Annotated in this window: 21 protein-coding genes and 2 pseudogenes; 11 read left to right on the top strand and 12 right to left on the bottom strand. The window is 72.2% G+C overall.

Features of this window, described 5'->3' with window-relative positions; all coding sequences use genetic code 11:
• Nucleotides 1–91: 91 nt before the first annotated feature.
• Nucleotides 92–1,093 (top strand): sigma-70 family RNA polymerase sigma factor, encoded by a 1,002-nt coding sequence (locus tag ACLF5H_RS11115; protein WP_421675894.1) that lies wholly within the window; start codon nt 92–94, stop codon nt 1,091–1,093.
• 855 nt (nt 1,094–1,948) lie between these two features.
• On the top strand, nt 1,949–2,878 hold the full coding sequence (locus ACLF5H_RS11110) for a TetR/AcrR family transcriptional regulator (protein ID WP_421675893.1): 930 nt from the start codon (nt 1,949–1,951) through the stop codon (nt 2,876–2,878).
• Here ACLF5H_RS11110 and ACLF5H_RS11105 read toward each other — a convergent pair.
• Complete coding sequence (locus ACLF5H_RS11105; RefSeq protein ID WP_421675892.1) at nt 2,875–3,861, bottom strand: helix-turn-helix transcriptional regulator; 987 nt, start codon at nt 3,859–3,861, stop codon at nt 2,875–2,877. The two genes, ACLF5H_RS11110 and ACLF5H_RS11105, sit on opposite strands and share 4 nt — an antisense overlap.
• Before the next feature lie 177 nt (nt 3,862–4,038).
• Between ACLF5H_RS11105 and ACLF5H_RS11100 the strand changes: the two genes are divergently transcribed.
• The gene (locus ACLF5H_RS11100; protein WP_046421631.1) at nt 4,039–4,287 is read left to right on the top strand and encodes a hypothetical protein; all 249 of its coding nucleotides are present in this window, start codon (nt 4,039–4,041) and stop codon (nt 4,285–4,287) included.
• Between the two features lie 52 nt (nt 4,288–4,339).
• Here the strand turns inward: ACLF5H_RS11100 and ACLF5H_RS11095 are convergent, their stop codons facing one another.
• From ACLF5H_RS11095 to ACLF5H_RS11080, 4 genes are all read right to left on the bottom strand, one after another.
• Nucleotides 4,340–5,086, bottom strand: a complete 747-nt coding sequence (locus tag ACLF5H_RS11095) for a DUF6227 family protein (RefSeq protein ID WP_421675891.1) — start codon at nt 5,084–5,086, stop codon at nt 4,340–4,342.
• Nucleotides 5,087–5,243: 157 nt separating this feature from the next.
• Nucleotides 5,244–6,458: a L,D-transpeptidase gene (locus ACLF5H_RS11090; RefSeq protein WP_421675890.1), complete on the bottom strand. Its 1,215-nt coding sequence runs from the start codon at nt 6,456–6,458 to the stop codon at nt 5,244–5,246.
• A gap of 150 nt (nt 6,459–6,608) precedes the next feature.
• Nucleotides 6,609–7,694, bottom strand: a complete 1,086-nt coding sequence (locus ACLF5H_RS11085) for a P1 family peptidase (protein WP_421675889.1) — start codon at nt 7,692–7,694, stop codon at nt 6,609–6,611.
• A 60-nt stretch (nt 7,695–7,754) separates the two neighbouring features.
• Complete coding sequence (locus ACLF5H_RS11080) at nt 7,755–8,999, bottom strand: low temperature requirement protein A (RefSeq protein ID WP_421675888.1); 1,245 nt, start codon at nt 8,997–8,999, stop codon at nt 7,755–7,757.
• Nucleotides 9,000–9,093: 94 nt separating this feature from the next.
• Here ACLF5H_RS11080 and ACLF5H_RS11075 point away from each other — a divergent pair, with 94 nt between their 5' ends.
• Nucleotides 9,094–9,270, top strand: a complete 177-nt coding sequence (locus tag ACLF5H_RS11075) for a hypothetical protein (protein WP_421675887.1) — start codon at nt 9,094–9,096, stop codon at nt 9,268–9,270.
• 4 nt (nt 9,271–9,274) lie between these two features.
• Here ACLF5H_RS11075 and mscL read toward each other — a convergent pair whose 3' ends face one another.
• From mscL to ACLF5H_RS11045, 6 genes and pseudogenes are all read right to left on the bottom strand, one after another.
• Nucleotides 9,275–9,733: a large conductance mechanosensitive channel protein MscL gene (gene mscL, locus ACLF5H_RS11070; protein ID WP_421675886.1), complete on the bottom strand. Its 459-nt coding sequence runs from the start codon at nt 9,731–9,733 to the stop codon at nt 9,275–9,277.
• Nucleotides 9,734–9,871: 138 nt separating this feature from the next.
• Nucleotides 9,872–10,269: pseudogene (locus ACLF5H_RS11065) on the bottom strand (hypothetical protein).
• 327 nt (nt 10,270–10,596) lie between these two features.
• Nucleotides 10,597–11,430, bottom strand: a complete 834-nt coding sequence (locus ACLF5H_RS11060) for an S-methyl-5'-thioadenosine phosphorylase (RefSeq protein WP_421675885.1) — start codon at nt 11,428–11,430, stop codon at nt 10,597–10,599.
• A gap of 114 nt (nt 11,431–11,544) precedes the next feature.
• Complete coding sequence (locus tag ACLF5H_RS11055; protein WP_421675884.1) at nt 11,545–11,856, bottom strand: FmdB family zinc ribbon protein; 312 nt, start codon at nt 11,854–11,856, stop codon at nt 11,545–11,547.
• Between the two features lie 67 nt (nt 11,857–11,923).
• The gene (locus ACLF5H_RS11050; RefSeq protein ID WP_421675883.1) at nt 11,924–13,219 is read right to left on the bottom strand and encodes an MFS transporter; all 1,296 of its coding nucleotides are present in this window, start codon (nt 13,217–13,219) and stop codon (nt 11,924–11,926) included.
• Nucleotides 13,220–13,510: 291 nt separating this feature from the next.
• Complete coding sequence (locus tag ACLF5H_RS11045) at nt 13,511–15,133, bottom strand: potassium/proton antiporter (protein WP_421675882.1); 1,623 nt, start codon at nt 15,131–15,133, stop codon at nt 13,511–13,513.
• Between the two features lie 215 nt (nt 15,134–15,348).
• Here ACLF5H_RS11045 and ACLF5H_RS11040 point away from each other — a divergent pair, with 215 nt between their 5' ends.
• The gene (locus ACLF5H_RS11040) at nt 15,349–18,243 is read left to right on the top strand and encodes a penicillin acylase family protein (RefSeq protein WP_421675881.1); all 2,895 of its coding nucleotides are present in this window, start codon (nt 15,349–15,351) and stop codon (nt 18,241–18,243) included.
• A gap of 87 nt (nt 18,244–18,330) precedes the next feature.
• Here ACLF5H_RS11040 and ACLF5H_RS11035 read toward each other — a convergent pair whose 3' ends face one another.
• Entirely contained in the window at nt 18,331–18,945 is a 615-nt protein-coding gene (locus ACLF5H_RS11035) for a 5-formyltetrahydrofolate cyclo-ligase (RefSeq protein ID WP_421675880.1), read from the bottom strand.
• Between the two features lie 143 nt (nt 18,946–19,088).
• Here ACLF5H_RS11035 and galU point away from each other — a divergent pair, with 143 nt between their 5' ends.
• The 6 genes and pseudogenes from galU (at nt 19,089) to glpR (ending at nt 24,423) form a co-directional block, all read left to right on the top strand.
• Nucleotides 19,089–20,000 (top strand): UTP--glucose-1-phosphate uridylyltransferase GalU, encoded by a 912-nt coding sequence (gene galU, locus ACLF5H_RS11030; protein ID WP_421675879.1) that lies wholly within the window; start codon nt 19,089–19,091, stop codon nt 19,998–20,000.
• Nucleotides 19,997–21,319: a gephyrin-like molybdotransferase Glp gene (gene glp, locus ACLF5H_RS11025; RefSeq protein ID WP_421675878.1), complete on the top strand. Its 1,323-nt coding sequence runs from the start codon at nt 19,997–19,999 to the stop codon at nt 21,317–21,319. The genes galU and glp overlap by 4 nt, the downstream gene beginning before the upstream one ends.
• Before the next feature lie 104 nt (nt 21,320–21,423).
• On the top strand, nt 21,424–21,936 hold the full coding sequence (moaC, locus tag ACLF5H_RS11020; RefSeq protein ID WP_145490707.1) for a cyclic pyranopterin monophosphate synthase MoaC: 513 nt from the start codon (nt 21,424–21,426) through the stop codon (nt 21,934–21,936).
• Entirely contained in the window at nt 21,933–22,433 is a 501-nt protein-coding gene (locus ACLF5H_RS11015) for a MogA/MoaB family molybdenum cofactor biosynthesis protein (protein ID WP_421675877.1), read from the top strand. The genes moaC and ACLF5H_RS11015 overlap by 4 nt, the downstream gene beginning before the upstream one ends.
• Before the next feature lie 20 nt (nt 22,434–22,453).
• Complete coding sequence (locus tag ACLF5H_RS11010; RefSeq protein ID WP_421675876.1) at nt 22,454–23,062, top strand: GNAT family N-acetyltransferase; 609 nt, start codon at nt 22,454–22,456, stop codon at nt 23,060–23,062.
• 121 nt (nt 23,063–23,183) lie between these two features.
• Nucleotides 23,184–24,423: pseudogene (gene glpR / locus ACLF5H_RS11005) on the top strand (gephyrin-like molybdotransferase receptor GlpR).
• Nucleotides 24,424–24,453 lie beyond the last annotated feature (30 nt).

Raw genomic sequence — 24,453 nt, 5'->3', positions numbered from 1 at the left:
AGGGCACTCAGAGGAGAGTCCGCAAGGACACCCCGGAGAGCCGAGCGTTCAGCAGGACCACCCGCCAGCCCACCATCGCAAGGGAGCACGCATGGCAACCCGTGCCGTCGCCCGTCGTAAGTCCGCCGTCTCCGGCGAGACGGCCGACTCGGCAAGCAGTGTTCGCGCTCATGGCGGCGAGATCGCGGACCGCGACCTGGTCGGCATGTACCTCGACGAGATAGCGCGCACACCGCTGCTCGACGCGGCCAAGGAGGTCGAGCTGTCCCAGACCATCGAGGCGGGTGTGTTCGCGCGACAGGTTCTCGAAGGGTTCGAGGACACCGCCTCGGACGCCACCCGCGAGGAGCTGGAGTTCCTGGTCGCCGCGGGCGAGCGGGCCAAGGACGTCTTCATCCGCTCCAACCTCCGCCTGGTCGTCGCGGTCGCCCGGCGCTATCCGCGCAGCGGTCTGCCCCTGCTCGACCTGATCCAAGAGGGCAACGCGGGCCTGGTGCGCGCCGTCGAGAAGTTCGACTACCGCAAGGGCTTCAAGTTCTCCACGTACGCCACCTGGTGGATCCGCCAGGCCATCACCCGCTCCATCGCCGACCAGTCGCGCACCATCCGCCTTCCCGTCCACCTGGTGGAGGAGCTGGGCCGCATCCGCCGGGTGCAGCGCGAGTTCAACCGCGAGCACGGCCGTGAGCCGGAGCCCACGGAGATCGCGGCGGAGCTGGGCTCCACGCCGGAGCGCGTCACCGACGTCCTCGACTGGGCCCGCGACCCGGTCTCGCTGAACATGGCGGTGGACGACCAGGGCGAGACCCAGTTCGGCGACCTGCTGGAGGACACCTCCGCGGTCAGCCCCGAGCAGTCCGTGATGACCCTGCTGCGCAGCGAGGAACTGGACGACCTGATCGGCCGCCTGGACCAGCGCACGGCGTCCATCATCAAGATGCGGTACGGCATCGAGGACGGCCGCGAGCGCACCCTGACCGAGGTCGGCAAGGAGCACGGTCTGACCCGCGAGCGCATCCGGCAGATCGAGAAGCACGCCCTGCTGGAGCTGAAGAAGCTGGCGCGGGACACCGGGTTCGACGCGGCGGCGTAAGGCGGCGTAAGGGATCCGGGGAGAGGCCGGGGGCTGGGGGCGGAGAGGGGCACGGGGTTCCGGGCCGGTGGCGCACAGGGGGCCGTCGCCGTCCGGGGCGGTGGCACAGGGGGGCGTCCGGGCCGGTGGCACAGAGGCGCGTCGGGGTCGGTGACATAGGGGGCCGGGGCCGCGTACGCCGGGTGGCGAAAGACGGCGCAAACATGGCCCCCCGGGACCGCTTCAACCGCCGGGCCCGAGGGAACAACCTTTCCGGGCCCGCCAGCGGGGCCCTGCGAACGCCGCACTCCCCACACCGCGTCACCCGCAGACCAGCCGAACCAGCTCGTCGACCTGCTCGTCACAGCCGACACACCGACCCGCACCCGGCCGACCCCACGCATCAGCGGCCGATCCCACGCGAGCCATGTCCCTGCGCACATCCCCCCCCGGCGCCGGGACTTCCCAGAGCCGGGCTTCGGCGCCCACCCCCCCCGGGCGCCGGAGTCCGGCTTCTTTTCCCCGGACGGGGCGGTGGTCCGGGGCTCAGCTGTCGCGAGGGCAGGGCGCCTTTGCCGGGGCGCTCCCGGGCTCCCGGGTACCCCGCCCACCGGTTCGAAACGGCATTTCCACGCCACGCGGCCCGAACCCCTGGCCGGTCCGGGACACTTGAGGGCGGGATGGCACACCAGCCGTTCCCCGCAAGGCGGTTGGCGGCTCGGCGCGGACCCGGCGCGGTCTCCTCCTGCGGGAGCGGCCCGGCCGTGTGACGCTGGGAAGCGGTGCGAACGCGGCAAGGGGCGGCCCACCCCGTACCTGAACCCCGGGGTGAACCGCCGGATGGCAGATTCTGCCACACGGGCATAGCCTGCCGAGATGAGCACCACCCCCAGTCCTACCCCCCGCTCCACCCCCGGCACCACCCCGCAGTCACCTTCCGGCGCCGCGTCGGCCCCCTCCCTCACCGAGCGCCGCAAGGCCGAGACCCGGATGGAGATCGCCCGGGCCGCGGCCGCCCTGTTCGTCCGCCAGGGACTGCGGGCCACCCGCGCCGAGGACATCGCCCAGCGGGCGGGCATCGCACCGCGCACCTTCTACCGCTACTTCGCCACCAAGGAGGAGGCGGTCGCGCCCCTCTACGCCGCGGGCGCGCAGCGCTGGGCCGAGGCCGTCCGCACCGCCCCGGACCGCCTCACCGTCCCGCAGGCCCTGGAACACGCCGTCGAGCACACCCTCACCCCCGGCGCCGGGGTCTCGGCGGCCTCCTGGGAATGGGTCCGCACCCTGATCCGCCTGACCGACACCAGCCCCGGCCTGCGCAAGGTCTGGGCCGAGGTGGGCCAGACCTCGGAGGAGGCGCTGGCGGAGATCCTGGCGCGGCGGCTGGCGACCCCGGGTTGGGGGGTGGCGTGCGCGGAGGGCGCGGGCGCGGCGGGGGAAGGGGCGGCGGGGGAGGCGCCTGCGGGGGAGCCGTACGAGGGTGATGCCTCGGCGGGAGAGCCGTTGGTGGGGGAGCCTTACGTGAGTGGGCCGACCGGGGGCGGGGAGCATATGGGTTCGCCGTTCGCGGGCGGGCCGGGAGCCGTCGGCGCCGGCGAGACGGAGCCGGCCGAGCCCCCGCTCGCCGTCCCCGTGATCACCCCCGACCTGCGCTTCGCCGCCGCCGTCGCCGGGAGTGCCGTACGCGTCGCCGTGCGGTCCTGGGCCGCCACCGCCGCCCCGTCCACCGGCCCGGACGGCCCGGCCGCGCTGGCCCTGCGCAACCTCAAGGCCCTGGGCGGCTTCGACTGGGACGGCGCCCGCTAGGGGCTTCCGAGATGCCCCCGGGCACCCCCGGCCCGGCTCAGCCGTCCCCCCAACTCGCGTACGCACACCACCAGTTCATCCGGCCCCCGCACGGCGAACTCGTACCCCGCAAGCGCCAGCCGGACCGTCAGCCACTCCACGGGATCGCCGGTGCCGCCCGCCAGGACGCAGCCGCCCTCGCCGTCGTCCGTGAGCGTCCCGAGCCCCGCCGGGAGCCGTTCGGCGACCTCCGCGGCCGACGCCGCGAACCGCACCTCGAACGCGTACGCCTCCTGCCACTGCTCGATCGACTGCCGCAGATACTCCGCCGCGCCGCCCGTCGGCAACTCCCGCTGCTCGAACCGGACTCCGGTGGCGAACGGCTCGCTCACCCGGTCCACCCGGAACGTGCGCCAGTCCGCGCGATCGAGGTCGTACGCGACCAGGTACCAGCGCCGCCCCGTCGACACCAGCCGATGCGGCTCGGTCAGCCGACGGGACGCGCCGCCCTCCTTGTCGCGATAGGCGAACCGCAGCCGCTCCCGGCCCGCCACGGTCGAGGCCAGCAGGGTCAGCGTCTGCGCCGGGATGCTCGCACCGTCCCCGAGGGTCAGCGGGGTCGTCGCCGCGTGCAGGGTGGACACCCGGTGCCGCAGCCGGGCCGGCAGGACCTGCTCCAGCTTGGCGAGGGCCCGTACCGACGCCTCGTCCACGCCCGCCACCGCGTGCCCCGCACCGGCCCGCAGCCCGACCGCGATGGCGACGGCCTCCTCGTCGTCCAGCACCAGCGGCGGCATCGCCTTGCCCGCGACCAGCCGGTACCCGCCGTCCGAACCCTTCGTCGCCTCCACCGGATAACCCAGCCCACGCAGCCGGTCGATGTCCCGCCGCACGGTACGACGCGACACCGCGAGCCGCTCGGCCAGCTCGGCGCCGGGCCATTCACGGGGCGTCTGGAGAAGGGAGAGCAACTGGAGCAGCCGTGCCGGGGTGGCGGTCGTCATGCGTACGAGAATGCCGTACGGCCAGGTCAGATCCTGGCCCAGTCGAGGCGGGCGCTCGCCGCACCGCCGCCGCTCGCCCCTTTGGTCCGATTGATCCCGTGTGTGTTGTTCACGGCACCTGCGAGATACGTCACGGTCCGGGTCCGAAGCGCCCCGCCGTGGTGTGTACTGGTGGGTATGCCCGAGCATCTGTCGACTCTCCAGCTGGTCGCCGCGGTCTTCCTCACCCTGGCCGGCGTGGTCTGGGCGATCGGTGTGCTGCGTCTGCTGCGCCGGTTCCGCGCACAGGCGCTTCGCGAACTCGCGGCCGCCCGCCTGCCGTTCCTCCCCGCCCAGCGGACCGGCCCGCTGCGGGAGTCGGTGGAGCTGACCCCGGCCGAACAGGACGCCTTCGCCGGGCTGATACGACAGCTCGGCCACCGCTGACCGACCCGGCCGGCCCGCCTGTCCGCCGCCCGCCCCGCCTTCGGTCCGCCCGTCAGCTCCGGCGCGTCGCGCGTCGCTCCATCGCGGAACGGGCCGCGTCCTCCGACAGGTACACCTCGCACATGTGGCGGCCGTCCGGCGTCGCCGTGTGCTCGACCTCCCACAGGGAGATCTCGCTGTCGTCCGGCAGCAGGAACGCGTGCTCGTACAGCACATAACTCGGCCCCGAGCGGCCCGCCCGGCCCGGACGGCCGAAGGCCTGGGTGATCTCGTGCGCCGTCGCTGTGGCCAGCAGGGTGGCGGTGCGGTCGCCGGGATGGTCCGCGTTCTCCGCGCGGCGCAGCAGCCGGCGGGCGTGGTCGGCGGAGTCGCCGCAGGCGAACACATGCCGGGGCGCGGGGACCGCCCACAGCCAGGTCGGCGCGGGCAGCTCCAGTTCGGGCGCGTCCGGGGGTAATCCGAGCCGCGAGGTGGCCGTCTGGAGCTCCTCCTCGTCCGTGTACACCTCATGATCCGGGGCGCCGCCCGGGGTGGCGTTGTGCGCCAGCTCCCACAGCGTGACCGCCGAGCCGTCGGCGAGCAGCCAGGTGTGCCGGTACGTCTCCCGGTGCAGCCCGGCGCTGTGGTGCGCGGAGTGCAGCGAACTGTCGTACGCCAGCGCGCAGTCGAGCCGTCGGATCACCTCGTCGGGCAGTTCGAAGGAGTTCAGGGCACGGCCGAGGAGTCGCGCGAGGTGCTCCTCGGGCGACTCGGGCGACTCGGCTGGTTCGGGCGCTGCCGTCTCGTACGGAACGCTCAAGGCATCTCCCGGCGTTGCTGCATGTCACCTTGTGGGTGCATACCGTAGCCCCTCGATCGGACATCATGTCCGGGAATGGGGAAAACGAACACCGGAAAAACGTGCGGGCCGCGCGAGATGTTCCCGCGCGGCCCCAAAACCCGTCAAAACCCGTCGCTCAGACGGCGCTTCCGGCGGTCCAGGCACTCCAGGACATGTTCCAGCCATTGAGGCCGTTGTCCGGGGAGACGGTGGTGTCGGGGGAGTTCTTCACGATCACCACGTCGCCGATGAGCGTGTTGTCGAAGAACCACTTCGCCGAGGTGTCGCCCTGCGCGCCCTGCACATCGGCGAGGCCGACGCAGCCGTGGCTGGTGCCCTGTCGACCGAAGGGCGGATTGCCCTTGTTGTACCAGTAGTTACCGTGGATGAAGGTGCCCGAGGCCGTCAGGCGCATCGCGTGCGGCACGTCCGGGATGTCGTACTCCCCGCCGAAGCCGACCGTCGAACCGTTCATCCGGGTCTGGGTGAACTTCTCGGAGATCACCATCTGCCCGTTGTACGTGGTGTGCTCCGGGCTGCCCGCGGAGATCGGCACCGACTTGAGCGTCTGGCCGTCGCGCACCACGGTCATCGTCTGCGTGTTGGCGTCGACCGTGGAGACCTGCGAGCGCCCGACGGTGAAGGAGACGGTCTTCTTCTGCACACCGTAGAGGCCCTGCGCGCCCTGCACATGGTCCAGGTCGATCTTCATCGTGACCTTGGAACCGGCCTTCCAGTACTCCCGCGGCCGGAAGTCCAGGCGCCGGTCGCCGAACCAGTGCCCGACCACCTGCTGGCCACTGCTGGAGTTGACCGTGATGTGCGACTGCACGGCCTTCTTGTCGCTGATCGACTTGTTGAAGGTGAACGACACCGGCATGCCCACACCGACCGTGCTGCCGTTGTCCGGTGTGTAGGTGCCGATGAAGCTGCTGGCCGAACTGACGGTGCTGAAGATGGCGTTGGCCGCCGCCGGGCGACCCTCGGCGTCCTTCGCCCGCGCGGCTATCTGGTACTTGGTGCCGAGCTCCAGGCGCTGCTTCGGCTTCCAGCTGTGGCCGTCCGCCGATATCGCCCCCGGCACGGCCTGCGCCGACCCCGACACGGTCATCTTCACGTCAGTCAGCGTGCCGTCGCTGACCTTCACCCCGGTCGCGTTGACGGACGCGTCCGTCGCGCCGTCCTTCGCCGAGATCGCTATCTTCGCCGTCGAGGTCTTCGGGGAGTCCTTGCCGCCGCCCTTGTCCGAGGCGTCGGCGTCGCCGCCGCAGGCGGTCAGGGTGAGGGTGCCGACCATCAGGGCGACACAGGCCACCAGTGCGCGCCGCGCTGCAATGTCCGGCGTTGTCACGGGCTGCTCCAGGTTCGTGTGGTGTGCGTGGTCCGTTCCCATGCGTCATGAAAGAGCGTGCAAACAGTCCCTGAGGTTCCCCCCAAGACCTCGTAAGACCACGACGTGACAGAACCGCGACAATCCGCGTCCGGCGGCGACACGCTCCCCCTACGACCGCCCGTACAACTCCCCGTACGACGGCCACGCCCCGCCCGGCCCGTCGACCGGCTCGGCCGCGCGCACCGCCCGGACGATCGCCCGGGTCACCAGGTCCGCGCCCGCGGCGAGCAGCTCGTTGAGGGCGAGGGGGTCAGCGGCGAGCTGACGGCTGCCGGTGGCCAGGGTGAAGACCGTGTCGCCGTCGTGCAGCAGATGGACCGGGCGGACGGCGCGGGCGATGCCGTCGTGCGCGGTACCGGCCAGCTTCTGGGCCTGGGCCTTGGTCAGTTCGGCGTCGGTGGCGACCACCGCCAGCGTCGTGTTCAGCGGCGGCGGCGTACGGCCCGCGCCCGACTCCTCCAGCCGCCGCAGCGCGGCCTCGTGCACCTTCTTCTCCGGGTACGCGACCCGGCCGTCGTACAACTCGCCGTACAGCACCCCCGTCTCCGGATCCAGCACCGATCCCGCCGCGTTCGCGACCACCAGGGCGGCGACCGTGATCCCCGACGCGAGGACCGTGCTCGCGGTGCCGATGCCGCCCTTGAGCCGGCCGGTCGCCGCGCCCGTACCGGCTCCCACACAGCCCTGCGGCACCGGGGTGCCCGGCGCGCTCGCGGCCGCCGCCTCCACCGCCGCGAACGACCACCGCACCTTCAACCGGCACGGCGCGCTCGCGGCCGCCGCCTCCACCGCCGCGCGGCCCGTCCCGGCGTCCGGACGGGCCCGGAAGTCACCGCCGCGCCCCAGGTCGAAGACGCAGGCCGCGGGCACCACCGGCACGACATGCGCCGGGTCGGGTCCCACCCGCACGCCCCGCCCCCGCTCCTCCAGCCAGGCCATCACCCCGGACGCCGCGTCGAGTCCGTAGGCGCTGCCGCCGGTGAGCACGATCGCGTCGACCCGCTGGACCACATTGCGCGGATCGAGCGCGTCGGTCTCCTTGGTGCCGGGCCCGCCCCCGCGCACATCCACGGCGGCCACGGCCCCGCCCTCCGGTGCCAGTACGACGGTGGTCCCGGTGAGCCGGCCGCCCCCGGTCCGGGTGGCGTGTCCGACCCGCACCCCGGCGACATCTGTCAGCGCGTCAACTGTCATGGCCGCCAGTCTGCCCGAGCCCCGCCCGCCGCCGAAGGGCCCGGCCGCCCGCCGCCGGGCTCAGCCGGCCGGGGCGCTCGCCCTGCGCTCCCTTCGGACCATGCGGGCCGTCAGGGTCACCCCGGTCGCCACCGCCGCCGCGCAGACCAGGCCCGCCGCGAGCACCGACCAGCCGCCCAGGAAGGTGCAGCAGAGCACCAGCAGCGCGGTGACCGGCAGCACCAGCTGCTGGGCGACGCCCACCTTGAAGTGCCGTGCGTGCAGGGCCCAGACGGTCAGCAGATACAGCGCCGTCGGCAGGGTCACCGCCGCCGACGCGGCCGCCGTGGAGATGTGCGCCGCACCGACCGTCTCCTCCACGGCCACCTCCAGGCCCGCGCCGATCGCCGCCGCCGAGGAGAAGATCAGATAGTGGCCGTACCCCCACAGGAACGCCCGTCCGCTGGAGCGCAGATGGCCGTGGATGGGCACCACGAAGTAGATCCACCAGGCGGAGAAGACGATCAGGAGCCCGCCCGCCGCGATCGGCAGCAGCTCGCCCAGCGCCGAGTGCTCGTCCACGGCCGACTTCACGGCGACCGTGGCGGAGGCGATCGTCTCGCCGAGCACGATGATCGTGAACAGTCCGTACCGCTCGGCGATGTGGTGCGGATGCCACGAGGTCTCGTAGTCCCGCTCGGCGAACAGCGGTACGCACATCTCCGCGACGGCCATCACCAGGAACACCCAGGGCCGCGCGGGCTGCGGCAGCACCACCAGACCGGCCCAGCCGACCTGGCACAGCAGCACCCCGCCCGCGTAGCGCAGCGCCGCCCTGCGTTCGGTGCCCTCGGCGGTCCGCGCGGCTCTCAGCCACTGGGTGGCCATCGCGAGGCGCATGATCACATAGCCGAGCCAGACCGTCATGTAGTCGTGCTGCTCGAAGGCCCGGGAGACCCCGGCGGCCAGCACCAGGACACCGGCGATCTGCACCAGGGTGACGACCCGGTAGAGCACGTCGTCGTTGTCGTACGCCGAGGCGAACCAGGAGAAGTTCATCCAGGCCCACCAGATGGCGAAGAACACCATCGCGTAATTGAGGACCCCGGTGCCGGGGTGGCCCGCGGAGACGGCGTGCACCAGTTGCACACCCGCCTGGGAGACCGCCACGACGAAACACAGGTCGAAGAGCAGCTCCAGCGGGGAGGAGACCCGATGGGCCTCGTCCCGCCCGCGCGCGGTGAGCCGTCGCACGGGGCCGGAGGGGTGGGATGCGGGGTGGGATGCGCCCGGATCAGCGGGCGCCGGGGTGGAACTCGGTGTCATGCCTCTCAGCACAGCAGAAAACCGGGCCGAAGGCGTGCGCGGGCGCTCACCGGCGGCCGGCGGTCCCCCGGGACGGGGGCCGTACCCTGGACGCATGAGCGATGCCCCCGCACCCGGACCGCGTGACCCGAAGCCCGCGCTGGTCTTCGACGATCCGCTGGACCAGCAGTCCTCGGACGACACCGACCGCGGCTGGGGCGAGCGGCCGACCGGCGACAGCGCCGCCGACCTCAAGCGCTTCCTCGACGAGAAGCCGCCCCACCACATCTGAACCGCTAGCGCTCGCCCTGGCCGGTGCCGCGCTGGGCGACCAGGGCGTCGCGGATCTCCTTGAGCACCTCCAGCTCGGACACCTCGATGACCTCCTTGGTGCCCTCCCGCGCTTCCCTGCGGGCCGTCTGCCGGGCCAGGTACTTCGACATCGGCAGGACCATCAGGAAGTACACCACCGTGGCGGTGATCAGGAAGGACAGCGCGGCGCCGAGGACGGAACCCCACATCAGCTGGATGCCGTGCGTGCCGTGGCACGAGTCGCTCAGACACGTGCTGTAGTTGTCCAGGTTCTGGGTGCCGATCGCGCCGACCAGCGGGTTGATGATCCCCTTCACCAGCGCGTTGACGATGTTGGTGAAGGCGGCGCCGATGACGACCGCCACTGCCAGGTCGATGACATTGCCGCGCATCAGGAAGGCCTTGAAGCCTTGCAGGACGCTCGGTTCCTTCTTCGCGCTCACCTCGGGGACGCTCCTCGCATGGACAGGTTGTGGAACAAAACGCTCCGCAACCTACGGCACGGTACGGCCATAGTGTCCAATCCCGTCCCCCGAAGGAGCGACTTGACAGCGCGCCGCCGGGAAAAAGTCCGGCTCGGTTCAGCACAGCGTCACCGCCAGCCGCGCCGTGGCACCCGCACCGACGAGCCCGGCCGCCAGGGCGCGCGGCACCGCCAGCACGACCAGCGCGCCGCTCTCCGCCGCGCCGTCGAGCGGCTCCGGTACCCGGGTCACCCGCACTCCGCGCGCGAGCACCCGGGCGCCGCCCCCGGTCGAGGGATCCTGCGCGGCGACCACATCGACCCGGTCGCCGGGGCGCAGCAGCCGGACCGTGGCCGCGTCGGCGATCCGCACCGGCGCCGCGACCAGGCCCTCCCCGAGGTCCCGGGGCCCGCGGCCACCAGCGCGGCCGCCGTCACCGCGAGGCCGGCCGTCACCGCCCGCCCCCGGTGCCGGACGAGCCGCTGCACCCGGTACCGCCCGCCGCGCACCCGCACGGGTGGGAACGGCGGTACCTCGCAGATCGCGGGCGCGTCCGTGCCGAGGGGGCGGGGCAGGCGCGGCGGAGGGGGGAACGCGGTGCGCGGGGCGGCCGCGGAGCGGGGAGCGGGCGCGGGGAAGGAGGGGAGAGGCATCGGGGTCACCGCCTGTGACGAGGGACGTCGGCTTGCGATGCCTACGATGACGGCTCGCGCCGGATCCCGCCGGGGCCGGTGGACCACCGCCCGGTTGTGGACAACTCGCCCACCCGAACGGGTGGTTCCGCGCCTGTCACGGCGACTTGTCCACAGCCTCCTGGCTCTCCGCCCGCCCCGCTGTGGCGGCTACGGCAGTTCGAACCCCGGGTCCATCCCGCCGAGCGCGTTCACGCACAGGCAGTCCCGCTCCCCGGTCACCGGCAGCGCGGCGACCGCGTCGAAGAGCACCTCGCGCAGCCGCTCCACATTGGCCGCGAACACCTGGAGGACCTCCTCGTGGGAGACGCCCTCGCCGGTCTCGGCGCCCGCGTCGAGGTCGGTGACCAGGCTCAGGTTGGTGTAGCACAGCTCCAGTTCGCGGGCGAGCGCCGCCTCGGGGTGGCCGGTCATGCCCACCACCGACCAGCCCTGCGCCTGGTGCCACAGCGACTCGGCGCGGGTGGAGAAGCGGGGCCCCTCGACCACGACCAGCGTGCCGCCGTCGACCGGCTCCCAGTCCCGGCCGCGGGCGGCCTTCAGCGCGACGGCCCGTCCGGTCGGGCAGTAGGGGTCGGCCAGGGACACATGCACCACGTTCGGCACCGTGCCGTCGGGCAGCGGCAGCCCGTCGAAGTAGGACTGGGCCCGGGACTTCGTACGGTCCACGAACTGGTCCGGCACCAGCAGCGTGCCGGGGCCGTACTCGGCGCGCAGACCGCCCACCGCGGAGGGGCCGAGGACCTGGCGGACGCCGACGGAACGCAGCGCCCACAGATTGGCGCGGTAGTTGATGCGGTGCGGCGGCAGATGGTGGCCGCGGCCGTGCCGGGGCAGGAAGGCGACCCGCCGGCCGGCGATCTCGCCGAAGAACAGGGAGTCGCTGGGCGGCCCGTAGGGGGTGTCCACTTGTACCTCGGTCACGTCGTCGAGGAACGAGTAGAAACCCGAGCCGCCGATTACGCCGATCTCTGCGTTCGCCATGGCCAAGACATTAGCTGGCCGTGACGCCGGGCAGGAGACCTTGCCGGAGAACGCCGAATGCCCCGCCGTCGGGGGACGGCAGGGCGGGCGTCAAGAGGGACGGGGCGTACGGCCTCAGGCGGCGGACGTGCCGGCCGAGCTCGACGTGGACGTCGACGACGACTTCGAGTCGGACGACGCCGAGGTCGAGGTCGAGCCGGACGACGAGGAGCCGGACGCCTTCGTGGCCGGGCTGCTGCTCGACGTGGAGCCGCGCGAATCGTTGCGGTAGAAGCCGGAGCCCTTGAAGACAATGCCGACCGCGGAGAACACCTTCTTCAGGCGCCCGTTGCAGCTGGGGCACTCGGTCAGGGCGTCGTCGGTGAACTTCTGCACCGCCTCGAGGCCCTCGCCGCACTCGGTGCACTGGTACTGGTAGGTCGGCACTGTCTTCCTCCTGGCACTCTCACTCATTGAGTGCTAACGACGCTCCATAGTGACGTATTCCCGGGGATCAGTCCACCGTCACCGGCGAGCGGTGACCGACGCCACGTGCCACGGTCTGCGTCTCCTGGCGTGTGATCAGCGCGGATCGCAGCGCCACCAGGGTCAGCAGAGCGAGCACCGTACCGCCCATCGGGACCAGGAACCCCGAGCCGTCCCACAGCCGGTCCTCCAGCTGTCCCGCGACGGTGACCGCGGCGGCCTGGCCGAGCGCGACCGCGCCGGTCAGCCAGGTGAACGCCTCGGTGCGGGCCCGGACCGGGACCAGGGCCTCGACCAGCGTGTAGCCGGTGATCAGCGACGGCGCGATGCACATGCCGACCAACAGGCCGAGCGCGGCGAGCAGCAGCACCGAGTGCGCCGTCCACAGCGCGGACGCGGTCAGCGCGAGCGCGGCGTAGCCGACGACCAGGCGCCGCTGGGGCGCCGTCTTCCAGACGATCGCGCCGCAGACGATGCCGGACAACATGTTTCCCGCGGCGAAGACGCCGTACAGGACGCCGTTCAGGCCGGGCTCCCCGATCGACTCGGTGAAGGCGGCCAGGGAGACCTGCATGCCGCCGAAGACCGAGCCGATGCCGAGGAAGGTCACGATCAGCACGCGCACACCGGGGACCCGGAGCGCGGAGCCGTGCTCCACGTGCGCGGGCCCGCCCGTGGCCGTCACCGCGGGCTGCGTGCTCTTCTGCGCGGCGAACAGCAAACCGCCCACGAGGGTGAGCGCCGCCTCCGTGAGCAGACCGGCCGCCGGGGTGACGGTGGTGCACAGGGCGGTCGCCAGCAGGGGCCCGAAGACGAAGGTCAGCTCGTCCGTGACCGACTCGAACGCGGTCGCGGTGCCCATCAGGGGCGAGCCCTGGAGCTTCACGCCCCAGCGCGCCCGCACCATGGGCCCGACCTGCGGAACCGAGGCACCGGTCGGCACGGCCGCCAGGAACAGCGCCCACAGCGGGGCGTGCGCGAGGGCGAGCGCCGTCAGGGACAGACCCGACAGGGTGTGCACCAGGACGCCGGGAAGCAGCACGGCGCGCTGGCCGTAGCGGTCCGCCAGGCGCCCGCTGTAGGGCGCGAACAGCGCCATGGAGACGCCGGTGACGGCCGCGGCGGCGCCGGCGGCGCCGTACGAGCCGGTGGTGTGCTGCACCAGCAGCACGATGGAGAGGGTGAGCATCGCGAACGGCTGGCGTGCCGCGAAGCCGGGGAGCAGGAAGGTCCAGGCGCCGCGGGTGCGCAGCAGTGCTCCGTATCCGGGGCGGGAGGAGGCCGTCGAGGTCTTCGCCGAGTCGTCGGTGACCGTGGATCCCACGGCCCGTGCCTTTCTGCCGCCTGGTAGCGCGCGTCCCGTGTGGGGTCCGGGCGCCGAGAGCTGTCCTCTTGCGCGGACTGCGGTAGATACCGGCGCCCACGGCAAGGTGGGGGGCGTCGCGGCCGCCATACGGTCGCGCCAGCTCTGCGTCAGGCAGAGTTGGTTCGATCAGGGTGCCCCTTCATCGTACAGGGGCCACCCCCGCGCGGGCTGTGAAAGCGAGCACCATCGGGTCGGTCGCCTGGGATTCCGCGGCGCGTACGCCAGGTGTGAACCGTATGAAACCCGCTCTTAACGCAAGCCCCCGGACCGCGACCCCCCGGACCGCGCGCTCCCCGGCTTCGGGCCCCCGGCCTGCGCGCCCCCGGCGTCCGCCCCGTCCGTGCCCAGCCAGCTCGCCAGCTTGCCGCCGTGGGCGACCGCGCGCAGCCGCGCCTCCGCCGAGTCGCGGACCGGGTCGGTGGCGACCACCAGGAGTTCGTCGCCCCGCCGCAGCACCGTGCTGGGCAGCGGCACGAAGGACTTCCCCTCGCGCACGACGAGCGTCACGGCGGACCCGGAGGGCAGCCGCAGCTCGGCGATCTCGACGCCGTGCATCCGCGACTCCTCGGGGATGGTCACGGACAGCAGATGCCCGCGCAGCCGCTCCAGGGGCGCCGACTCGATGCCGAGGTCGGCCGCCTCGCCCTTCTCGCCCAGGCGCAGCTTGCGCGCCAGCCAGGGCAGCGTCGGCCCCTGGACGAGGGTGTAGACGACGACCAGGACGAAGACGAGGTTGAAGATTCTCCGGCTGCCGTCCACGCCGTTCACCATGGGGATCGTCGCCAGGATGATGGGCACGGCGCCGCGCAGTCCCGCCCAGGACATCAGGGTCTGCTCCTGCCAGGGCACCCGGAACGGGGTCAGGCTGAGCACCACGCTGAGCGGGCGGGCCACCATGGTCAGGATCAGGCCGATGACCAGGGCGGGCACGATGTCGTCGCCCAGTTCGTGCGGGGTGACCAGGAGGCCGAGCAGGACGAACATGCCGATCTGGGCGATCCAGCCGAGCCCCTCGGCGAAGCCGCGGGTGGCCGGCCAGTGCGGCAGCTTGGCGTTGCCGAGCACCATGGAGGCCAGATAGACCGCGAGGAAGCCGCTGCCGTGCCCCAGGGCGCCGGCCGCGTACGCGGAGATGGCGATCGCGAGGACGGCGATCGGGTAGAGGCCGGAGGCGGGCAGCGCCACGTGCTTGAGTCCCCAGGAGCCGACCAGGCCCACCGCGAGTCCCACGGCGGCGCCGATGGCCAGCTCCAGGGCTATCTCGCCGATCAGCATGTACCAGTGCTCGACCGGTCCCGCCGTGGAGAAGGCGACGACCAGGATGACGACCGGGGCGTCGTTGAACCCCGATTCCGCCTCCAGGGTGCCCGTCACCCGTGCGGGCAGGGGGATTCTTCGCAGTACGGAGAAGACGGCCGCCGCGTCCGTCGAGGACACCACCGCGCCGATGATGAGCGACTGCCGCCAGTCCAGCCCGACCAGATAGTGCGCGCCCGCCGCGGTGATGCCGACGCTGACCGCGACGCCCGCGGTCGCGAGGACGGCGGCGGAGGACAGGACCGGCCGGACCTCCTTCCACTTGGTGCCGAGGCCGCCCTCGGCGAGGATCACGACCAGGGCCGCATAGCCCATGACCTGCGTCACGGCGGCGCTGTCGAAGTGGATGTGGCCCAGGCCGTCCTGGCCCATGACGATGCCGATCCCCAGGTAGACGAGCAGGCTGGGGAGCCCGCTGCGCGAGGAGATCCGCACGGCCGCGACGGCGACCAGCAGGACCAGGGAGCAGACGAGCAGGAGCTGGTTGAGGTGGTGAACAGTCAGCGGCGGTTCCCTTCCTTGGCCCGAGCGCGGGGCGCGCGGACGCGCGAACACAAGATCCGAGGCTGCGGCGCACCGCATCCAGTACTTCGTTACCTTACCTAATTCTTGACGCTTTCTTGACGTTAGGGGGAGAAGATCGAACGCTCGTGCGCGCTGGTTCCCGACTCCGCGTCAAGGCGCACAGGGTCCTGCGCCTATGGTTGCTCCAGCGCTCATTCAAAGTCATGGCCCGACCTGCCGCTCGCGTTAGGACAGCAAGGACAGCGATGCCCCCGAACACCACCGCCACAACGGGTGACACCGCCACCACCGGTGCCGCGCCCGCCAAGTCAGGCAGGAAGAAGGGGCGCAAAGCCCGACTGCTCGTCCTGCTGCTGGTCCTGGCCGTCATCGCGGGTATCGCCTACGGCGGCTACTGGTCGGTCAGCACCGTGCGCGCCTCCCTCCCGCAGACCACGGGCTCGATCACGCTCGACGGGCTGTCCGGCCCGGTCGACGTCAAGCGGGACGGCAACGGCATCCCGCAGATCTACGCGTCCTCCGACGCGGACCTGTTCATGGCGCAGGGCTACGTCCAGGCACAGGACCGGTTCTACGAGATGGACGTGCGCCGGCACATGACGGCGGGGCGCCTGTCGGAGATGTTCGGCAAGAGCCAGGTCAAGAACGACGAGCTCCTGCGCACCCTCGGCTGGGAGCGGGTCGCGAAGCAGGAGTACGACACCAAGCTGTCGGCCTCCGCGAAGAGCTACCTGATCGCCTACTCCAAGGGCGTCAACGCGTACCTGAAGGGCAAGAGCGGCAAGGACATCTCCCTGGAGTACGCCGCCCTCAACCTGACCAACGACTACAAGCCGCAGCAGTGGACCCCGGTCGACTCGATCTCCTGGCTGAAGGCGATGGCCTGGGACCTGCGCGGCAACATGCAGGACGAGATCGACCGCGCCCTGATGACGAGCAGGCTCGGCCCGCAGCAGATCCAGGACCTGTACCCGGAGTACCCGTACAGCCGGAACAAGCCGATCGTGCAGGAGGGTCAGTACGACGCGCTGACCAAGAGCTTCGAGCAGAGCGCCGCCGCGGGCACGCCCGTGGGCACGGGCACGACGAGCGGCACGAGCACGGGCACCGGCACGAGCACCGGCACGACGGGGACCACGGGCACCACCGGCACGACGGGTGCCACCGGCGCCACGGGCTCGTCTGCGGGCACGACGGGCGCCACCGGCTCCGGACCCTCGGGCACCTCCGGTTCGGGCCTCACGAGCCAACTGGGGGGCCTCTACAGCTCCCTGGACAACCTCCCGGCCGCCGTCGGCGTGAACGGCCAGGGCATCGGCTCCAACTCCTGGGTGGTCGGCGGGCAGCACACCATCTCCGGCAAGCCGCTGCTCGCCAACGACCCGCACCTGGAGGCGTCCCTGCCGGGCGTCTGGTACCAGATGGGCCTGCACTGCCGGACCGTCTCGGCCAAGTGCCAGTACGACGTCACGGGTTACACGTTTGCCGGGATGCCCGGTGTGATCATCGGCCACAACGCCGACATCGCCTGGGGCATGACCAACTCCGGGGTCGACGTCAGCGACCTCTACCTGGAGAAGGTCACCGCCGGCGGCTATCTGTACGACGGCAAGGTGCGGCCCTTCAAGACCCGCCAGGAGACCATCAAGGTCGCAGGCGGCGCCTCCAAGACGATCGTCGTGCGCGAGACCCAGGACGGGATGCCGCTCCTGTCGGACCGCGACGACGAGCTGGTCCAGGTCGGCAAGAAGGCCACCGTCACCACCGCCGCCCCCGATCGCGGCGACGGCTACGGCATCGCCCTGAAGTGGACCGCGCTCGAAGCGGGCACCTCCATGGACGCCGTCTTCGCGCTCGACAAGGCCGGCGACTGGAAGGACTTCCGCGCGGCGGCCGCCAAGTTCGACGTGCCCTCGCAGAACCTGGTCTACGCCGACACGCACAACCACATCGGCTACACCCTGCCGGGCAAGATCCCGACGCGCTCCGCCGCGGACGACGGATCCGTCCCCGCGCCCGGCTGGGACCCCAAGTACCGCTGGACCGGCTACATCCAGCAGGACGAGCTGCCGTACGAGTTCGACCCCAAGCGCGGCTACATCGTCACCGCCAACCAGGCCGTGGTCGACAAGGACAAGTACCCGTACACCCTGACGACGGACTGGGGCTACGGCACCCGCAGCCAGCGGATCACCGACCTGATCGAGTCCAAGATCAAGGGCGGCGGCAAGATCTCCACCGACGACATGCGGCAGATGCAGCTGGACGACAGCAGCGAGATCGCCAAGCTCATGGTGCCGAAGCTGCTGAAGATCAACCTGTCCGACAAGCACGTACGGGACGCGCAGAAGCTGCTGGAGGGCTGGGACTACACCCAGGACTCCGACTCCGCGGCCGCCGCGTACTTCAACGCCGTCTGGCGCAACGTCCTCAAGCTCGCCTTCGGCAACAAGCTCCCCAAGGAGCTGCGCGTCCAGGGGCAGTGCCTGTGGGTCGACAAGATCGACAGCACCGGCCCGGTGGACGACGACAACACCAAGGTGCGCGAGTGCGGCATGCGCCCCGCGGACCAGGCGCAGCCGGACGGCGGCGACCGCTGGTTCGAGGTCGTGCGCAACCTGATGAACAAGCCGGACAGCGACTGGTGGAAGACGCCCAAGCAGGGCACCCGCCCGGCGGCGAACAACATGGACCAGCTCTTCGCGCGCGCCATGATCGACGCCCGCTGGGAGCTGACCGCCAAGCTCGGCAAGGACATCGACACCTGGAGCTGGGGCCGGCTGCACCGCCTGTTCCTGAAGAACCAGACGCTCGGCACCGACGGCCCCAAGGTGCTTCAGTACCTGCTCAACCGCGGCCCCTGGAAGCTCAACGGCGGTGAGGCGGCCGTGGACGCGACCGGCTGGAACGCCGCGGGCGGCTACAACGTGGTCTGGGTGCCCTCGATGCGGATGGTCGTCAACCTCGCCGACCTCGACAAGTCCAAGTGGATCAACCTGACCGGCGCCTCCGGGCACGCGTTCAGCGCGCACTACACGGACCAGACGGACAAGTGGGCCAAGGGCGAGCTGCTGCCCTGGTCGTACTCCTCCAAGGCGGTCGACAAGAGCACGAGCGACACCCTCGTCCTCAAGCCGTAACCACCGCACCCGGTACGCGGAACGGCCCTCCACACGCGCGTGGAGGGCCGTTCCGCGTATCCGGCGGGCTCAGGTGAAGCGGCGGGCTCAGGTGAAGCGGCGAGCCCCGGACGGCGTCACCACCGCGTGCACCGGCCGGTCGTGCGCCTCCACGGGGACCCGCGCGACGACCTCCGTGTCGTAGAGCAGCACCACGAGGCGGGGACGCGCGCCCGCGCGCTCCAGCCGGGCCAGGACCCGGTCGTAGGAGCCGCCGCCGCGCCCCAGCCGCATCCCGCGCGTGTCCACCGCGAGTCCGGGCAGCAGGACCACGTCCGCGCCCGTCACGGCGTCCGGGCCGAGCCGGGGGCCCGAGGGCTCCAGGAGGGCCATCTTCGAGCCGTGCCGCACCTTTGTCAGCGAGCCGGGCCCGGTGTACTCCCCCCAGTCCAGGTCGTTGTCCGCCAGCAGCGCCGGGAGCAGGACCCGGGCGCCCCGCGCGCACAAGGCGTCCAGGAGTGCGCCGGTGCCGGGTTCCGCGCCGACGGAGACGTACGCGGCGACCGTGCGCGCCCCCGCCAGTTCGGGCAGCTCCAGGGCGCGCGCGGCCAGCGCACGGGCCGACTCCCGTACGTCATCGTCCGGCAGCCCGTTCCTCATCGCGAGGAGGCCTCGCCGCAACGTCCTCTTGTCAGGCTCGTCCACGCGTCCGTCGTGTTCCACGGGTCGTTCCCGCACCCTTTCCGTCCGCCGTTTCGTCCGCCGTTCACGGCGTCCCTGTCGTCATGGTCGTCATGGTCGTCGTCAAAGGGTGGGCCAAGCGCAGCCCCAGGTCGCGCCAAGGGTCGCCGGTTAAGGTGGCGGGCATGACTCAGTCGCACCCCAGGATCAGCAAGGCTGTCATTCCGGCGGCGGGTCTTGGCACCCGGTTCCTGCCGGCGACCAAGGCCACTCCCAAGGAGATGCTCCCGGTCGTCGACAAGCCCGCGATCCAGTACGTGGTCGAGGAGGCCGTGTCCGCGGGGCTCGACGACGTTCTCATGATCACCGGTCGTAACAAGCGTCCCCTGGAGGACCACTTCGACCGCAACTACGAGCTGGAGTCGGCCCTTCAGAAGAAGGGCGACGCGAGCCGGCTCGCCAAGGTGCAGGAGTCCAGTGACCTGGCGACCATGCACTACGTCCGCCAGGGCGACCCGAGGGGTCTCGGTCACGCCGTGCTGTGCGCGGCCCCGCACGTCGGCCACGAGCCCTTCGCGGTCCTGCTCGGCGACGACCTGATCGACCCCCGCGACCCCCTGCTCCAGCGCATGATCGAGGTCCAGGAGCGGCACGGCGGCAGCGTGATCGCCCTCATGGAGGTCGCGCCCGAGCAGATCCACCTCTACGGCTGCGCCGCCGTCGAGGCCACCGCCGAGGGCGACGTCGTCAAGATCAGCGGACTGGTCGAGAAGCCCGACCCGGCCGACGCCCCCTCCCACTACGCGATCATCGGCCGCTATGTCCTCGACCCGCACGTCTTCGACATACTGCGCACGACGGAACCGGGCCGCGGCGGCGAGATCCAGCTGACCGACGCGCTCCAGCAACTCGCCGACGACGAGAAGGCCGGCGGCCCGGTGCACGGCGTCGTCTTCCAGGGCCGCCGCTACGACACCGGCGACCGCGGCGACTATCTGCGTGCCATTGTCAGACTCGCATGCGAACGTGAAGACCTGGGCCCGGACTTCCGGACCTGGCTCCGCAGTTACGTAGCCGAGGAGATGCAGCAGAGTTGAGCAGCGCCGCGACCCGCCCGACCGGCGAAGACGACCTGTGGTCGGTGGACCAGCACCTGGCGGACATCCTCGCCACGGTCCAGCCCCTGGAGCCCATCGAACTCCAACTGCTCGACGCCCAGGGCTGTGTCCTGGTCGAGGACGTCACGGTGCCGGTGTCGCTGCCGCCGTTCGACAACAGCTCGATGGACGGGTACGCGGTACGGGTCGCCGATGTCGCGGGCGCCAGTGAAGAGTTCCCGGCCGCCCTGGAGGTCGTCGGGGACGTCGCGGCAGGCGCCGACGACCCGGTGCGCGTCGGACCGGGCCAGGCCGCCCGCATCATGACCGGCGCCCCGCTGCCGCCCGGCGCCGAGGCGGTCGTCCCCGTCGAGTGGACCGACGGCGGGCTCGGCGAGGGCCCGGCCGGCGGCATGCGGGCCCGCAGCCTCGCCCCCGAGGACGCCGAGGGCCAGGTGCGCGTGCACCGGCCCGTCGAGGCACGCGCGCACGTACGGGCCGAGGGCAGCGATGTGAAGGCGGGCGACCGCGCCCTGGAGGCGGGCACGATCCTCGGGCCGCCGCAGATCGCGCTGCTCGCCGCGATCGGCCGGGGCACGGTGAAGGTGTGCCCGCGCCCGCGCGTGGTCGTCGTCTCCACCGGCAGCGAACTCGTCCAGCCCGGCGAGCAGCTGGGCCACGGCCGGATCTACGACTCCAACAGCTTCGCCCTCACCGCCGCCGCGCGGGACGCGGGCGCCATCGCCTACCGGGTGGGCGCCGTCGCCGACGACGCCGAGACCCTGCGCTCGACCATCGAGGACCAGCTGATCCGCGCCGACCTGCTGGTCACCACGGGCGGGGTGAGCGTCGGGGCGTACGACGTGGTCAAGGAGGCGCTGGCGGACATCGGCGACGAGGACGTGCCGGGCAGCGGCATCGAGTTCCGCAAGCTGGCCATGCAGCCCGGCAAGCCCCAGGGCTTCGGCTCCATCGGCCCCGACCACACGCCGCTGCTCGCGCTGCCGGGCAACCCCGTGTCGTCGTACGTCTCCTTCGAACTGTTCGTCCGTCCCGCGATCCGCGCCCTCATGGGCCTCACCGATCTGCACCGGCCGGTGGTGCGGGCCACGCTCACCGCGGACAAGGCGCTGCGCTCCCCGAAGGGCCGCCGCCAGTTCCTGCGCGGCCGGTACGCCGACGGGGAGGTCACCCCGGTCGGCGGCGCCGGTTCCCACCTGGTGGCGGCGCTGGCGCACGCGGACGCGCTGATCGTCGTACCCGAGGACATGGAGTCCGTGGAGCCCGGCACCGAGGTGGAGGTCGTACCGCTCGGCTGAGGCACGTCCGGGGCGGCTGCGCGAGGCTACTTGGCGGTACCGTGTCGCGCACAGCAGGCCCGCGCACCGCACGGCGCGGGCCCGGACCGGGAGCGCCGCACAGCATGACCGAACCGTCCCGGGGGCAGACCCCCGGATCCCCCGCCCAGGACCACCTCACGCACCTCGACGCGGCCGGCGCGGCCCGCATGGTCGACGTCTCCGGCAAGGACGTCACCGCGCGCACCGCACGCGCCGGCGGCCGTGTCCTGGTCTCGCCCCGCGTGATCGAACTGCTGCGCGGCGAGGGGGTGCCCAAGGGAGACGCGCTGGCCACCGCCCGGATCGCGGGCATCATGGGCGCCAAGCGCACCCCGGACCTGATCCCGCTCTGTCACCCGTTGTCGGTGTCCGGTGTGAAACTGGATCTGTCGGTCGCGGACGACGCCGTGGAGATCACGGCCACCGTGAAGACCACGGACCGCACGGGCGTCGAGATGGAGGCCCTCACCGCGGTGACGGTCGCCGCGCTCACCGTGATCGACATGGTCAAGGCGGTCGACAAGGGAGCGGTCATCACGGACGTACGCGTGCTGGAGAAGACGGGCGGCAAGTCGGGCGACTGGAGCCGGGCATGAGCTACCGCGCCCTGGTGATCACCGCCTCCAACCGGGCCGCGGCGGGCGTCTACGAGGACCGGGGCGGCCCGCTGATCGCCGACGGCCTCACGCGCCTCGGCTTCGCCGTGGACGGCCCCCGGGTGGTGCCCGACGGGGAGCCGGTCGAGGCCGCCCTGCGCGCGGGCGTCGCCGCCGGGTACGACGCGATCGTCACCACCGGCGGCACCGGCCTCACCCCGACCGACCGCACCCCCGAGGCGACCCGCGCCGTCATCGATCACGAGGTGCCGGGCATCGCCGAGGCCATCCGGGCGTTCGGCATGGCGAAGGTGCCGACCGCCGCGCTGTCCCGGGGTCTGGCCGGGGTCGCCGGCCGGACCCTGATCGTCAACCTGCCGGGGTCCACGGGCGGGGTGAAGGACGGACTGACCGTCCTCGCGCCCCTGCTGGCCCACGCCGTCGACCAGATCCGCGGCGGCGACCACGCCAGACCCAGCTCGGGGGGTGCGAACTGAACGGGTCGACCTGGCCGGTCGTGCTGGTGGACGGCGATGTCGTCCTGCGGCCGATAAAGCTGCGCGACCAGCGCGAGTGGCGCGAGGTGAACCGCCGCAACCGGGACTGGCTGCGCCCCTGGGAGGCCACGATCCCGCCGCCCACCCCGAGCGGCCCGGTCGCGCACCGGCCGACGTACCGGCAGATGGTCCGGCATCTGCGCCGGGAGGCGCACGGGGGCCGGATGCTGCCGTTCGTCATCGAGTACCAGGGGCGCCTGGTCGGGCAGTTGACGGTCGCCGGGATCACCTGGGGGTCGATGTGCTCCGGGCACATCGGCTACTGGGTGGACGAGTCGGTGGCCGGGCGCGGGGTGATGCCGACGGCCGTCGCGCTGGTGGTGGACCACTGCTTCCGCACCGTCGGACTGCACCGCATCGAAGTGTGCATCCGCCCCGAGAACCGGCCCAGCCGCCGGGTGGTGGAGAAGCTCGGATTCCGCGAGGAGGGGCCCCGGCCCCGCTATCTGCACATCGACGGCGCCTGGCGCGACCATCTGGTCTTCGCGCTGACCGCCGAGGAGGTGCCGGACGGGCTGATCGGACGGTGGCGGCGGGCGCGGTCGGCGGCACAAGGACCGAGGAATTGAATATACGTTCGAAATTCTGATCCTAAGGGTCGCAAAAAATGCTGGAAATATCAGCCAGATCGTGCGACACACCGGCTCAATTGGCGGATCCCTTCGGTCAAACCCCTCTACCGTGTGAGGCGTGAGCAGCAGCGGCCTCATCTACGCAGTCATTGTCGGGGCCTGGGCCGCCTACTTGGTGCCGATGTGGCTCCGTAGGCAGGACGAGCTGAACGAAGCCCGTCCGACGGAACGCTTCAGCACCGCCATCCGGCTGCTTTCCGGACGGGCGGGGATGGAGCGCCGGTACGCCAAGGACCTGCGGGCGCGCTCCACCGACGAGGGGGAGCAGGGCGCCGTCGATCCGGACGCCGTCACCGATTCGGTGGACGTCCGGGCCTTCGCCGTGCCTCCGACCCGCCGTCAGATCCCGGTGGAGGGCGAGCCCGAGGCGTCCCGGAGCCCGGAACCCGACCGGGGCCACGCCCCCGCGGTCCCGGCACAGCAGCACGCACCGGCACCCCGGCGCGCCCCCTCGGCGCCTTCGGCGCAGGCGGCCGCAGCGCGCGCCCCCCCTCGGCGCCTTCGGCGCAGGCGGCCGCAGCGCGCGCCCGGCGCACGAAGGTGCTCGCGCGCCGCCGGCGCACCACCGTGCTGCTCTTCCTCGCCTTCACCGTCGGCGCGATCGTCGCCGCCGTCGGTGGCCTCGCCTTCCTGTGGGCGCCCGCCGCGCCCGCCGTGCTCCTCAGCGCGTACATCGCCTATCTGCGCACCCAGGAACGCCGCCGCTTCGCCTTCCAGATGGACCGCCGCCACGCCGAGGCCGCCGCCCAGCGACTGCGTGAGCGCCAGCCGCGCCGCCGCGCGACCCCGGAGGCCGCCCGCGCCGCCGACGAACCGGAGGAGGCCACAGGGACCGACACGGACCCCGGCCTCTCCACGCTCGCCGCCGACCGGCGCGCCCTGGTCGAGCAGACCGATCACGCCGAGTGGGTCGACCAGCAGCGCGAGCGGCAGCGGCGGCCCGGACACGGCGACAGCTGGGACCCGGTGCCGGTGCCCCTGCCCACGTACGTGACCGCGCCGGTCGCGCCGCGGGCCACCTCCGGCGTCGATCTGGGCGGGCCGGACACCTGGAGCTCGGCGCGGTCCAGCTCGGTCGCCCCGGAGGAGACGGGCCAGGCGCCCGTGGCCGAGGAGAGCGGGCAGGCGTCCGCCGCGGCGGACCGGCCGGCCGACGGCCGCGGTGGCGCGACCGGCCGGCCGACGGCCGCGGTGGCGCGCGCCGCGCCGCCTCCGCCCGCCGCTCCCGTGAGCGCGGTCGCACGCCGCTCTTCGACCAGTACGAGGACGGCGACCGTCCGCGCGCCGCCAACGAGTGACGGCCGTCGCATCCGGGAAGCCGCCTCTGA

This window comes from Streptomyces sp. LaBMicrA B280, from assembly GCF_049222185.1.
GTDB classification, from domain to species: Bacteria; Actinomycetota; Actinomycetes; order Streptomycetales; family Streptomycetaceae; genus Streptomyces; species Streptomyces murinus.
Note: the sequence above shows the minus strand (reverse complement) of the source record. Positions and strands in the feature narration are given on the sequence as shown.

What these genes read in the sequence shown, in the direction of transcription:
- ACLF5H_RS11115 (WP_421675894.1), top strand. Translation starts at nt 92, where the DNA reads ATGGCAACCCGTGCCGTCGCCCGTCGTAAGTCCGCCGTCTCCGGCGAG.
- ACLF5H_RS11110 (WP_421675893.1), top strand. Translation starts at nt 1,949, where the DNA reads ATGAGCACCACCCCCAGTCCTACCCCCCGCTCCACCCCCGGCACCACC.
- ACLF5H_RS11105 (WP_421675892.1), bottom strand. Translation starts at nt 3,861, where the DNA reads ATGACGACCGCCACCCCGGCACGGCTGCTCCAGTTGCTCTCCCTTCTC.
- ACLF5H_RS11100 (WP_046421631.1), top strand. Translation starts at nt 4,039, where the DNA reads ATGCCCGAGCATCTGTCGACTCTCCAGCTGGTCGCCGCGGTCTTCCTC.
- ACLF5H_RS11085 (WP_421675889.1), bottom strand. Translation starts at nt 7,694, where the DNA reads ATGACAGTTGACGCGCTGACAGATGTCGCCGGGGTGCGGGTCGGACAC.
- ACLF5H_RS11080 (WP_421675888.1), bottom strand. Translation starts at nt 8,999, where the DNA reads ATGACACCGAGTTCCACCCCGGCGCCCGCTGATCCGGGCGCATCCCAC.
- ACLF5H_RS11075 (WP_421675887.1), top strand. Translation starts at nt 9,094, where the DNA reads ATGAGCGATGCCCCCGCACCCGGACCGCGTGACCCGAAGCCCGCGCTG.
- ACLF5H_RS11060 (WP_421675885.1), bottom strand. Translation starts at nt 11,430, where the DNA reads ATGGCGAACGCAGAGATCGGCGTAATCGGCGGCTCGGGTTTCTACTCG.
- ACLF5H_RS11040 (WP_421675881.1), top strand. Translation starts at nt 15,349, where the DNA reads ATGCCCCCGAACACCACCGCCACAACGGGTGACACCGCCACCACCGGT.
- galU (WP_421675879.1), top strand. Translation starts at nt 19,089, where the DNA reads ATGACTCAGTCGCACCCCAGGATCAGCAAGGCTGTCATTCCGGCGGCG.
- moaC (WP_145490707.1), top strand. Translation starts at nt 21,424, where the DNA reads ATGACCGAACCGTCCCGGGGGCAGACCCCCGGATCCCCCGCCCAGGAC.
- ACLF5H_RS11015 (WP_421675877.1), top strand. Translation starts at nt 21,933, where the DNA reads ATGAGCTACCGCGCCCTGGTGATCACCGCCTCCAACCGGGCCGCGGCG.